At 72.6% G+C, this 11,717-nt stretch carries 9 protein-coding genes; 5 read left to right on the plus strand and 4 right to left on the minus strand.

Going from position 1 to position 11,717, the window contains the following annotated elements; translation table 11 throughout:
* The first annotated feature begins 49 nt into the window (after window positions 1-49).
* From BLQ67_RS09670 to BLQ67_RS09685, 4 genes are read left to right on the plus strand one after another with little or no spacing between them, the layout of a single operon-like run.
* Entirely contained in the window at window positions 50-598 is a 549-nt protein-coding gene (locus BLQ67_RS09670) for a DUF3060 domain-containing protein (protein ID WP_092504594.1), read from the plus strand.
* Window positions 595-1,005: a DUF4190 domain-containing protein gene (locus tag BLQ67_RS09675; RefSeq protein WP_092504596.1), complete on the plus strand. Its 411-nt coding sequence runs from the start codon at window positions 595-597 to the stop codon at window positions 1,003-1,005. The genes BLQ67_RS09670 and BLQ67_RS09675 overlap by 4 nt, the downstream gene beginning before the upstream one ends.
* Window position 1,006: 1 nt before the next feature.
* Window positions 1,007-1,726: a response regulator transcription factor gene (locus BLQ67_RS09680; RefSeq protein ID WP_092504598.1), complete on the plus strand. Its 720-nt coding sequence runs from the start codon at window positions 1,007-1,009 to the stop codon at window positions 1,724-1,726.
* On the plus strand, window positions 1,723-2,682 hold the full coding sequence (locus BLQ67_RS09685) for a sensor histidine kinase (RefSeq protein ID WP_092504600.1): 960 nt from the start codon (window positions 1,723-1,725) through the stop codon (window positions 2,680-2,682). The genes BLQ67_RS09680 and BLQ67_RS09685 overlap by 4 nt, the downstream gene beginning before the upstream one ends.
* Window positions 2,683-2,806: 124 nt before the next feature.
* On the opposite strand, the gene BLQ67_RS09690 is transcribed toward BLQ67_RS09685, so the two are convergent.
* Window positions 2,807-3,589, minus strand: a complete 783-nt coding sequence (locus BLQ67_RS09690; RefSeq protein WP_157674784.1) for a DUF998 domain-containing protein — start codon at window positions 3,587-3,589, stop codon at window positions 2,807-2,809.
* Between the two features lie 217 nt (window positions 3,590-3,806).
* Here BLQ67_RS09690 and BLQ67_RS09695 point away from each other — a divergent pair, with 217 nt between their 5' ends.
* The gene (locus tag BLQ67_RS09695) at window positions 3,807-4,301 is read left to right on the plus strand and encodes a DUF427 domain-containing protein (RefSeq protein ID WP_092504604.1); all 495 of its coding nucleotides are present in this window, start codon (window positions 3,807-3,809) and stop codon (window positions 4,299-4,301) included.
* Between the two features lie 84 nt (window positions 4,302-4,385).
* On the opposite strand, the gene BLQ67_RS09700 is transcribed toward BLQ67_RS09695, so the two are convergent.
* From BLQ67_RS09700 to BLQ67_RS09710, 3 genes are all read right to left on the minus strand, one after another.
* Complete coding sequence (locus BLQ67_RS09700; protein WP_092504606.1) at window positions 4,386-9,461, minus strand: choice-of-anchor G family protein; 5,076 nt, start codon at window positions 9,459-9,461, stop codon at window positions 4,386-4,388.
* Window positions 9,462-9,762: 301 nt separating this feature from the next.
* Window positions 9,763-11,175: a DUF6421 family protein gene (locus BLQ67_RS09705; protein ID WP_407922467.1), complete on the minus strand. Its 1,413-nt coding sequence runs from the start codon at window positions 11,173-11,175 to the stop codon at window positions 9,763-9,765.
* A 138-nt stretch (window positions 11,176-11,313) separates the two neighbouring features.
* Entirely contained in the window at window positions 11,314-11,667 is a 354-nt protein-coding gene (locus BLQ67_RS09710) for a hypothetical protein (RefSeq protein ID WP_092504610.1), read from the minus strand.
* Window positions 11,668-11,717 lie beyond the last annotated feature (50 nt).

Genomic DNA, 11,717 nt, shown 5'->3' on the forward strand with positions numbered 1-11,717 from the left:
CGACATCCCTGCCACCCGTGCGCGATATGGGATTCCTAGCGTTGGAGCCATGAGCACGCACAACCCCATCGCCCAGCCCCGCTGGGTCGCGCTCGCCGCGCTGACCCTCGTCGCGGTCGGCAGCCTCTCCGGCTGCGGACTCGCCTTCTCCGAGCCGGATGCATCCCCGGCGCCGCCGGCGAGCTCGCCGCAGACGCCGAGCACCGAGCCCGCCGACGACGACCCGGCGGAGAGCCCCGCGGAGAGCCCCGAGGAGTCCGACCCCACCGAGATCGGCGCGCCGAGCGCCGAGCGCGACGAGCTCATCGCCCGCGCGCAGCAGACCGTCCCCTGCTCGGCCGGCCTCGACGTCGCGAACGACGGCGCGATCATCCGCGTCGAGGGCGCATGCGACGAACTCACGGTCAGCGCCGACGCCGCCATCGTCATCGCCGACGACGTCACGACCCTCACGGTCAGCGGCTCCGGCAGCGTCGTCTACGCCCTCGAGCTCGCCGACCTGCGCATCTCGGGCGACGTCAACGAGGTGCGCTGGACGGGCGCGACCCCCGCCGTGACCGACGACGGCACGGCCAACACGATCGGACAGCAGCGATGAGCGCCCCGGCTCCCACGCAGCAGTCCGCGCCGACGACGGTGCAGCCGACGATGGATGCGCACGCCCAGCCGAGCGCGGATGCGCACGCACCGCACCCCGCATCCGGCCCGCACCAGCCCACCTGGCAGGGCCACCCGCAGCCCGGCTACGCCTACCCGGCGCCGCAGCCCGCCCGCCCCATGAGCGGCCTCGCGATCACGACGTTCGTGCTCGGCCTGCTGGGCCTCGCGATCCTGCCGATCGTGCTCGGTCACATCTCCATCGCGATGATCCGGCGCTCGGGCCAGGGCGGCATCGCGTTCGCGATCGTCGGCACCGTGCTCGGCTACCTCTACCTCGCCGGATACGTGCTGCTGCTCGCGATCGCGGGCCTCGGCATCCTCGCCGGCACCTCCGGATGGCTCTGACATGACCGACGCGACCCGCCCCTCGCTGCTGCTCGTCGACGACGACGATGCCATCACGGCCGGCCTCGGCGCGTTCCTCGCGCGCAGCGGCTACGAGGTGCGGGTCGCGGCGGATGGGCAGGCCGCCCTCGACGCGGTCGCCGAGCAGCGGCCCGACCTCATCGTCTGCGACATCGTCATGCCGCGGCTCGACGGACGGGAGGTCGTGCGGCGCATCCGCGCAGCTGACGACTGGGTGCCGATCATCCTGCTGACGCAGGTGGGGGAGTCGTACGAGCGGTCGGCGGCACTCGACGAGGGTGCCGACGACTACCTCGGCAAGCCGTTCGACCCGCAGGAGCTGCTGTCGCGCGTGCGCGCCGTGCTGCGCCGGTCGGTGCGCGGCGAGCGGCCCCTGTCGGCAGCCGTGCGGCTGCGCGCCGACGGCCTCGAGCTCGACCGCACCGCTCGCCGGGCCTGGCTCGACGGCACCGAGGTCGTGCTGACGCCGAAGGCGATGACGCTGCTCGACTTCCTCATGTCGCACCCCGACGAGGCCCACGCGCGCGAGCGGCTGCTCGCGACCCTCTGGGGCTTCGAGTCGCTCACGACGACGCGCGCCGTCGACCACCGCGTCGCCGAGGTGCGCCGCGTGCTCGGCGACGACGCCGCGCATCCGCGGTTCGTCGAGACCGTGCAGAGCACCGGGTACCGCTTCAAGGGGCCGGTGAGCGTCGCGTGACCCGCCGCATCCTGCTCGCGCTCGTGCCCCTGCTCGTCGGGGTGGTTGGGGCCGTGACGCTCGCGATCGCGGGCGTGCGCACGGAGGCGATCCTCACGGTGCCGCTCACGACCGCTGCGCTCGTGTTCGGTCTGCTGGTCTCGGTGCTGCTCGTGCTGCTCGTGGTGCGCGCGCGTCGTCGGGCGCTCGCTCGCGGTCGCATCGAGGATGCGCGGCAGCAGGGGATCGCGCAGGGCAGCGCCGCCGAGCGCGAGGCGCATCGCCGGTTCCTCGCTCGGCTCGATCACGAGCTGAAGAACCCGGTGCAGGCGATCCGCGCGACCGTCGCGGCGGTGCCGGGCGCCGCATCCGACCCGCGGCTCACGACCGTCGACGCGCAGGCGTCGCGCCTCGCATCCCTCGTCGGCGACCTTCGTGGACTCTCCGACCTCGAGACCCGCCCGCTCGAGCTCGAGCCCGTCGACCTCGAGCAGCTGCTGCACGACTGCGTCGCGTCGCTGGCGCAGCAGCATCCGGATGCGGCGTCGCAGGTGTCGGTGCAGGTCACGCGCGTGCCGTGGCCGGTGCCGACGATGCGGCTCGACCTCGACCTCGTGGGCCTCGCGATCGACAACGTGCTCGCCAACGCGCGCAAGTTCGGCGGCGGCGGGCCGGTGGAGGTGCGGCTGCGCGAGTCCGACGGGTGGGCGGTCGTCGAGGTCGCCGACTCGGGGCGCGGCGTGCCCGCCGACGAGGCTGCGCACGTGTTCGACGAGCTCGCCCGCGCCCGCAACGCCCGCGACGTGCCCGGCTCGGGCATCGGCCTGTCGCTCGTGCGCACCGTCGTGCAGCGGCACGGCGGCTCGGTCGCGCTGCGGTCGCGCGAGGGCGAGGGCACGGTCGTCGAGCTGCGTCTGCCGCCCGCTCCGCCCGCGGATGCGCCGGGTGTGGGGATGCCGTCGGCGGGTGTGCGCTGACCAGCCATCCGTTCCGGTGACTGGTCGCAGTTGCACCACACTGGTCGCAGTTTCGGTGCAATGGCGACCAGTCATGCGTGCATCTGCGACCAGTCGCGTGCAACTGCGACCAGTCCCGGAGGGGTCAGTCGGTCGAGGTGCTCGAGCCGTCGACGCCCGCACGAGACGCGGCAGCCTCGTCCTCGGCGCGCAGGCGCTCCCACTGCTCCTGCCGCAGCGCGCCGCGGTGCACGAGCACGGCGGAGAGACCCATGAGGATGAGCCACGCGATGATCGGGTAGACCGCGAGCCGCTCGATGCCGCCCACGCCGAGGCCCAGGTCGGCGCCGGGCGTCGACGGCAGCAGCACGAGGCCGACCATGCCGACGGCGCCGATCGCGACGAGCACGAGCGACAGGATGCCCACCCCGCGCCAGCGCCGCGCGAGCATCCCGAGCCCGGCGACGAGCATCCACACGAGCCCGCCGCCGATCGCGAGCATCGCGCCGACGCCGTGGATCGCGGCGCGCGTCGCGTCACCCCCGAGGTCCTCGGCGATCGATCCCGGGAAGGTGCCGACGAGCAGCATCCCCACGCCGTGCACGACGCCCAGCGCCGTCGCCGCCCACCGCCACGCGCGCGGCAGCAGCCACGCGAGCTGCCACACCGCGACGAGCACGATGAGCCCCTGCAGCACGAACGCCGCATCCATGAGCAGCCACTGCGGCGAGCACACGACGCGGTCCTCGAGCACGAGGCACTCGGGCACGCCGAGGTCGGAGATGTAGTTGTCGCCGAACGAGTACGGCGCCGACGTCCACGCCGCCGACACCACCTGCTCGGCGATGAGGTACTGCGCCGTCGCCACGAGCGCGACGCCGCCGCGGGCGAGGCGGCGGTCGGTGAGGTCGGGGGCGGATGCGGTCACCCGACAAGCCTGGCACGCGCAGCGGGTGCGGGATGCGGCGGGCAGGGAGCGCACCGCGATGGCGGTCGCCCAGGACGGGGTCGCGGACCAGCCTCCTCGCGGGGACCCTTCGAGGCTCGCTTCGCTCGCACCTCAGGGAGCGGCGGTGGGAGCGCACCCATCCACGCCCACGCCCCGGACACTGGCCGCGCACCGCGTCGAGGAGGAAGGTAGGGGCATGCGCCCCGAGCCCATCCCGCCGAAGCCCGGCCAGGAGTCCGTCTGGGACTACCCGCGGCCGCCCCGACTCGAGGACGCCGGCGTGCACATCGTCGTGCGGCTCGCCGGCACGATCGTCGCGCAGACCGACGACGCGCTGCGCGTGCTGGAGACGAGCCATCCGCCGACCTACTACCTGCCGTCGGAGGCGTTCGCGCCCGGCGCGCTCGTGCCCGCCGCGGGCGCGAGCATGTGCGAGTGGAAGGGCCGAGCGCGCTACGCCGACGTGCGCGCCCTGGGCCACTCCGTCGCCCGCGCTGCCTGGACGTACCCGACGCCGAACGCCGGCTACGAGCGCATCCGCGACCACTGGGCGATCATGCCCGGCGCCCCGCTCGTCTGCACCGTCGACGGCGAGGAGGTCGTGCCGCAGGACGGCGGCTTCTACGGCGGCTGGATCACGTCGAAGGTCGCGGGCCCGTTCAAGGGCGGCCCGGGCTCCATGGGCTGGTAGCCCAGCGCGACCGGCACGACCGAAGCCCCACCGCACGAAGAAGGGGCGCGAGCCGAAGCCCGCGCCCCTCCACCCTCCCGTGGGTCAGCCCGTGCAGGCCGTCAGGTCGAACACGCTCTGGTCGAGCGCGTTCTGGTCGCCGAGGAGCACGATCTGGGGGTCGTCCAGACGGTCCACCTCGCCGAGCACGTCAGCCCACATGCACGTCGGTCGGGTCACGAACACCGGCACGCCCTGCGCGCCAGCGATCGCGGATCCGGCCAGCGCATCCGGGAATCGGAGACCGGTGGCGACGTAGATGCGGTCGGCGCTGCCGGCGAACGAGTCCTGCGCCACGAGCACGCCCGTGTCGAATCGGTTCGCACCGGCGTAGCGCTCGGCGATCGTGAAGCCAGCCGACTGGAACGCCGCCTCCTGGCTCGTCGCGACCGCGTTCGCGTCACCCGCGATGTACAGGTCCTCGACGCCCAGGTCCTGCAGGCTCGAGATGAGCCCCGGCGTCGGGGTGGCACCGTACGTCAGCAGCAGCGGCGCGTTCAGCGCACCTGCCGCGGCGCCGGCCGTCAGCGCGTCGGGGAAGTTGAGCCCCGTCGCGATGTAGGCCGAGTCGGCGCCGTTGAACGCGTACTCCGCGATGAGGATCGACGTCTCGAAGCGGTTCGCGCCGCCGAGTCGCACGATGTCGCCCGCGTACGGGTCGACCTGCGATGCGACGTTGGCGCTCACCGAGTTCTCGTCGCCGAGGATCACCACGATGTCCGGGTCGAGGCGGTCGAGCTCCTGGATGACGGACGGCTCCAGGTACTCCTGACGGGTCAGGAGCAGCGGGGCGTCCTGCTGCGCGGCAGCGGGGGCTGCCGACAGCGCATCCGGGAACTTCAGGCCGTTGGCGAGGTAGACCACGTCGGCGCCGAACGGGAAGGCGTCGCGCGAGATCTCCACGGCCGTCTGGAACCGGTCGGGGCCGGCGAGACGGATGACGGGGTCGCCAGCGGCCCGCACCGAGAAGGTGTCGGATGCGCTGCGCGGGCCCTGCACGCCCGTCGCGGTCAGCGTCTGCGGCGCCGTCACGGTGGGCGGCACCTGGAACGCGCCGGTCACGAGCGCGCCGTCGGGGGCGACGGAGACGGGCACCGTGCCGAGCACGACGCTGTCCTCGTCGGTCACCGACACCGCGACCGTGCCCTGCGTCGGGTCCCAGCCCTCGCCATCCAGCGCGACGAGCTGGCCGGGCTCGACGGCGCTCGGCGACACGATGAGCGTCGCCGGGCCGGCGGGCACCTGCACGACCGTGACCGTGGCGGTCTCGGTCTTGCCGTCCTGCACCGCGGTGAAGGTCAGCGGGCCCAGCGGCACCTCGCCCAGGACGTAGAAGCCCTGCGAGAACGCGGAGTCCGCCGACGTCGCCGTGAACGAGCCCACGACGGCGCCGCCCGTGGCGGTGGCGATGATGCTCACGGTGCCGTCGGACCAGCCGGTGCCCGAGACGGTCACGACCTGGCCGCGCTGCACGACCGGGGGCGTCGCGGCGAGCGTCTCCTCGAGGTCGATCTCGAGCTCGGTCTCACCCTCGTCGTCGCACGGTGCGGAGGCGGAGGTGACGGCCGTGATGGTGACGGAGTCCACGTCGATGCCCGTGGGCACCGTCCAGATCTGCGTCCACTCGCCGTCGATCACCGGCACGAGCGCGTACGTCGCGACGACGGTCGAGCCCGAGGCGATCGTGATGTCCACGGGGCCGCAGAGGAAGCCGGTGCCCGTGATCGTGACCGGGTCGCCCGGGTCGACGGGGTCGGGATCGGCGGTGACGACCGCGTCCTCCAGCACCTCGAGGGGCGTGGTGGCCTCGTCGGTGCCGTCGTCGGCGGTGACCGTGAGGTCGGCCGGGCCGGTGCCGTCGGGGATCGTGAACGTGCCGGTGATGACGCCGTCGACGGGCGTCAGCACGAGCGGCGGCTCGCCCTCGATGATCGTCACCGTCACGTCGTCGTCGCCCCAGCCGGAGCCGCCGATCGTCACGGTGTCCTCGTCGTGCACGCGGCCGGGCGTCGCCGTGACCGTGGGCGCGAGCGTGACCTCGAGCTCGGTCGTGGCCGTGTCGACGCCCTGCGTGGCCGTGGCCGTGAGGGTGCCGGCGGGGGTGCCGTCGGGCACGAGGAACTCGTCGGCGATCACGCCGTCGGCGGGCGTGATGACGAGCGGCTCGCCCACAGGCTCGTCGAGCTCGTTCGTGAAGATCACCGTGACGTCGCCGGGGCCCCAGCCGGAGCCTCCGACCTGCACGGTGTCGAGCGGACGCGCGATGCCGGGCGTGACCGTGACCGACGGCTCGGGCACGACGGTGAGCGACGTCGCCGCATCCTCGTCGCCCTGCACGGCGGTGACGATGACCGAGCCCGTCGCGGTCCCCGCGGGGATCGCGAACTGGTCGGCGATCGTGCCGTCGTCGGCGATGTCCGCCTCGGCGATCGTGACGGTGCCGATGGGCGCGCCGCCCTGCGTGAAGGTGACGACGACGTCGCCGCCTGCGGGCAGCCAGCCGCCGCCCGTGACGTCGACGGTCGCGCCGACGCGCACGCTCGGCGGGTCGACCGCCACGGTGGCGGCGCCGAAGATCTCCACGGCGTCGGTCAGCGTGTCGTCGCCCTGCACCGCGGTGGCGTCGAGCGTGCCGAGCGGCGCATCGGTCGGCACCGTGAAGGTGCCGTCGAGCGAGCCGCCCGTGCCCGGCGGGATCGTGACGGGCGAGCCGACCGGCGTGCCGTCGTGCGAGAACGTCACGGTGACGTCGGTGCCCTCGGTCCAGCCGGCGCCCGTGATGTCGAGCACGTCGCCGAGGCGAGCCTCGGCCTGCGCGACGTCGAACTCCTCGGGGAGGTCGATGTCGACCGGGGTCTCCTCGTCCTCCTCGCACTCGCCCGAGCCGTAGGCGCGGATCGTGACCTGCGTCACGTCGATGTCCTCGGGCACCTCCCACACGACCGACCAGGATCCGTCGGTCTCGGAGACGGGCACGTCGGTGAAGGTGTCGATGACGTCGGTGCCGTCGAGGATGTCGACGGTGAGCGGGCCGCAGATGAAGCCCTCGCCGCTGATCGTCACGGGCGTGCCGGGGTCGAGCGGGGGCTCGGGGTCGACGATGATCACGGGCGGTCCGAAGACGTCGACGCTCGCCGACGCGGGGGCGCCGTCCTGCGTCGCCGTGCCGGTGAGGGTGCCGATCGCGGTGTCGCCGGGCACCGTGAAGGTGCCGGTGATGCCGCCCTCGCCGTCGAGCGTCGCCGTCACCGGGGCGCCGACGGGGTTCTCGTTCTCGTCGACGAATGCCACCGTGACGGGGCCGCCGTCGGGGTTCCAGCCGGAGCCGGCGATGTCGACCGTGTCGCCCTGGTGCACGCGCGGGGGCGTGAGCTCGAGCGTGCCGGCGACGGCCGACGGCTCGACGTTCGACACCGACGACGAGCCGAGGTCGATGTTCGCGAGGTTCGAGCCGAGCGCGTTCGGCAGCAGCGTGATCGTCATGGCCCGCACGGTGTAGCCGTCGGGGATGTCGACCTCCTCCGTGCCGGACATCGTCGAGTAGCCGTCGCGGTTCGTGGCGAACGGCTGGCCGCCGCCTGCGACGAGGTGCGGCTGCACGTTCACCGTGATGCTGGCGATGTTGCTCGCGACGCCCGAGAGGGCCGGGCTCAGCAGGTTCGTGGCACCCACGACGACGCCCTGGATCGCGGTCGAGACGTCGCCGCTGGACGCGGCGAGGATGTTCGCGACGGGGGTCGCGAGTCCGGCGACGATGGCGGGCACGATGGTGCCGACGAGCTCCGTGGTGAGTCCGCTGACCAGGCCGTTGACGAGACCCTGGACGGCAGGGCCGACGATGGGGCCGAGGCTCGCGATGAGCCCGGGGATGAGCGCGATGTTCACCGTGCTGGTGGCGGTGCCGTTCGCGAACTGGCCGATCGTGCCCGAGATGAGGATCGAGCCGTCGATGATGGGGATCGTGCCGACGCCGAGCGGCAGCGCGGCCGACGCGGCGACGTCGATGCCCACCGTGAGCGACGTCGTGTTCAGCAGCGTGCTGACGGAGTTGGTCAGCGGCGTCGTGATGTCGCCGAGCGCGCTCGCGATGCCCGTCGTGAGCGCCTGGATGGTGTCGGCGTCGAGGATCTGCGTGTTGGGGTCGAGGCCGTTGAGCCCGATGCCGTCCGGGTTCACGATCTGCGCGAGATCGACCGAGACGGCGCCGGTGGCGAGGTCGATCGTGACCGACTGGTCGTCGGAGACGAGCACGCCGTTCGATCCGCCGAGCGCCGTGTCGACGGCCGCCGACAGGTCGGGCGCCGTGACGTTGACCTGGATGTCGTCGAGCGTGAGGCTCGCGAGCCCGAGTGCGTTGAGGTCGACGTTCAGGCCGTCGAGCACGTCCTGCACGGCGCCGTCGGGGCCGGCGAGGCCGTTGAGGTCGGTGCGCAGGTCGATCGTGACGCCCGTGAGGCCCGTGCGCAGCTGGGTCGTGATGCCCGCGACGAGGTCGGAGTGCACGTCGAGCGTGAGGTCGGTGAGGAGGTACTCGGAGTCGAAGGCGTCGTCGACCTCGGTCGCGTGCGAGCCGAAGGCGCCGAGCTCGAGGGAGACCTGGTCGACGATCTCGTCGGTCACCGCGTCGACGCCGAGGCTGCCGAGCAGCGCGGTGAGGTCGACGGACGACGAGCCCGTGCCGGAGGGCGGCTCCTCGTTCGGGTCGAGCTGGAGCCCGCCGTCCTCGTCGAGGAGGCCGGCGGCGGCGACGGCGTCGTTCGCGCTCGACGCGTCGGCGTAGCTCGAGAGCACGCCGGCGCCGCCGAGCTCGAGCAGGCCGTTGTCCTGGCCCGCGTGGAGGAGTGGCACCGTGAGGCCGTCCTCGATGACTTCGAGCTCGCCGCCGAGCAGGCCAAGGTTGAGGCCGTTGGAGTCGATGCCGGGGTTGCTGGGGAAGGCCGACTGCGAGAAGGCCGTGGCGAGGAGGTCGTCGGAGCCAAGCAGCTCGACGCCGAGCACCTCTCCGAACGCCTCCGCGGTGTCGCCTGGCGCCGCTGACGCGGGCGCGACTCCGAATCCCGCGATCGCGATGGCCGCTGCTGCGACCCCCGCGATCGGCTTCCATGTTGCTGTGCGACGCATCGCTGCCCCCTATGGATGACGAGTGAGGTGTCCTCAACCGTGAACGTACCCCGCGCCCTCGACTGTGGATAGAGCCGCAGTGGTCAGGGAGCGGGTGTATAGTCAGCCGCCCGCGACGGATGAGGAATCGTGCAATCCTCACGTCGCCTCTGCCGCACCACAGCGGGCGAGTCGAGGATCGTTCGATGACCGAACGATCGACGCCCGGGGGTCATCCGCATTCGGGGCACACGCCCGGGCATGCAGAGACGCCCCGGACCTGGACGGTCCGGGGCGTCTCGGGGGACGAATCGGGGTACGGCTAGGCGTTCGCCGCCGTGATGCCCGACGTCGACGCGATGACGTCGCGCATCTTGCGCTCGAACGCCTCGAAGAACATCGACAGCGGGAACTCGTCGTCCATCACGAGGTCGGTGAGCTCGCGCGGCGCACCCGTGAGCGGCAGGTCGCCCGCCTTCCACGCGGATGCGGGGTGCGGCTCGACCGTCGCCGACACGAGCTCGTACGCGGCGAGCCAGTGCGCGATCTTGGGGCGGTCGATCGAGCGCCAGTACAGGTGCTCGATCGCTGCGCCGAGCTCGTTGACCATGTCGGGCACCGCATCCCAGTCGAACGCGAGCTGCGTGTCGGTCCAGTGCAGCACGCGGCGCTGGTGCAGCCACGCGAACAGCAGCTGGCCGCCGAGGCCGTCGTAGTTGCGCACGCGCGAGCCCGTGATCGAGAAGCGGAAGATGCGGTCGAAGATCACCGCGAACTGCACGAGGCGGGCGCGCTGCATGAGCAGCTCGTCGGCGTCCGTGCGCACCTCCTGCGCCTTGAGGCGACGCTCGATCGCGACCGACTCGCGGAACGCGGTGAGGTCGCAGCGCAGCTCCTCGAGCGAGTAGAGGAAGAACGGCATGCGCTGCTTGATCATGAACGGGTCGAACGGCAGGTCGCCGCGCATGTGCGTGCGGTCGTGGATGAGGTCCCACATCACGAAGACCTCCTCGGTGAGCCGCTGATCGTCGAGCATCGCGGCGACGTCGGCGGGCAGGTCGAGCTTCGTGACGTCGACGGCGGCGCGCACGACGCGGCGGAAGCGCGCGGCCTCGCGGTCCTGGAAGATCGCGCCCCACGTGAAGGTGGGGATCTCGCGCATCGCGACGGTCTCGGGGAAGAGCACGGCCGAGTTCGTGTCGTAGCCGGCGGTGAAGTCGATGAAGCGCAGCGGCACGAAGAGCGCGTTCGAGTAGTCGGTCGCCTCGAGGTCGGCGATGAACTCGGGCCAGATGACCTCGACGAGCACGGCCTCGACGAGACGGTTCGACGAGCCGTTCTGCGTGTACATGGGGAAGACGACGAGGTGCTGCAGGCCGTCGACGCGGTGCTGCTGCGGCTGGAAGTGCAGCAGCGAGTCGAAGTGGTCGGGCACGTCGAAGCCGCGCTCGGCCCAGCGCTCGAAGTCGATCGCCGACTGCTCGAGGTACTCGGCGTCGTGGGGGAAGAGCGGGGCGAGCTCGCGCATGCCGGCGACGAGCTCGGCGACGTGTGCGCGGGCGGCGTCGTGGTGCGCCGCATCCTCGATCGCGCCCGTCTTGGACTGCACGGGCTGCAGCGCGGTTGCGGCGGCCTTGAGGCGCAGCCATGCGGGGTGCTGCGCGAGCTCGGTGGTCGAGAGGGGCGTGGCGATGGTCACGTCAGAGCCTTCCTGGCGGGCGATCGGGGGATGCATCCAGCGTAGGAAGGGCTGCTCGCACAAGGATTGTGCGCGGGGGTCACTTTGCTGCGCGTTCCGTGCGTCGCGACGATGCGCAGCGCGCGGCGCAGGTTCGTTGCGTGCGCGATCGGATGCGGCGTGCGGGCGGGGCGATCAGGACGCCGCGACCAGCGCCACCGCGAGCCCCGCGAGCCACGACGCGACCACGGCGGCGCACGCGATGGCCGGCCAGCGGATCGCGCGGCTGCGGCGGGCGAGCTGCACGGCGCCGCCGACGATGCCGACGACGACCGCGGCCGCCGGCGCGACGAGCATGAGCACGATCGCGAGCGGGCCCGACGTCTCGTCGCACGGCTGCAGCGCCACGGGGCACGGCTGCGACACGACGAACAGCGGCACGAGGCCGAGCGTGCCGAGGGCCGCGACGAGCGCGACCGACAGCACCATGAGCGCCACGACGCGCAGCGGGCTCTCCGGCCGCCGCGCCTGCGCTCCGTCTGCCTCCACGCATCCTCCGATCGCGGCCAGCATGGCACGGCGAGCAGGTCGCGCGGCGG

It is taken from the genome of Agrococcus jejuensis, assembly GCF_900099705.1.
Taxonomy (GTDB): domain Bacteria; phylum Actinomycetota; class Actinomycetes; order Actinomycetales; family Microbacteriaceae; genus Agrococcus; species Agrococcus jejuensis.

Bases quoted from the DNA above. Each gene is read 5' to 3' on its own strand.
- BLQ67_RS09705 (WP_407922467.1), bottom strand. From the start codon at position 11,175: ATGCATCCCCCGATCGCCCGCCAGGAAGGCTCTGACGTGACCATCGCC.
- BLQ67_RS09680 (WP_092504598.1), top strand. From the start codon at position 1,007: ATGACCGACGCGACCCGCCCCTCGCTGCTGCTCGTCGACGACGACGAT.
- BLQ67_RS09675 (WP_092504596.1), top strand. From the start codon at position 595: ATGAGCGCCCCGGCTCCCACGCAGCAGTCCGCGCCGACGACGGTGCAG.
- BLQ67_RS09700 (WP_092504606.1), bottom strand. From the start codon at position 9,461: ATGCGTCGCACAGCAACATGGAAGCCGATCGCGGGGGTCGCAGCAGCG.
- BLQ67_RS09670 (WP_092504594.1), top strand. From the start codon at position 50: ATGAGCACGCACAACCCCATCGCCCAGCCCCGCTGGGTCGCGCTCGCC.
- BLQ67_RS09695 (WP_092504604.1), top strand. From the start codon at position 3,807: ATGCGCCCCGAGCCCATCCCGCCGAAGCCCGGCCAGGAGTCCGTCTGG.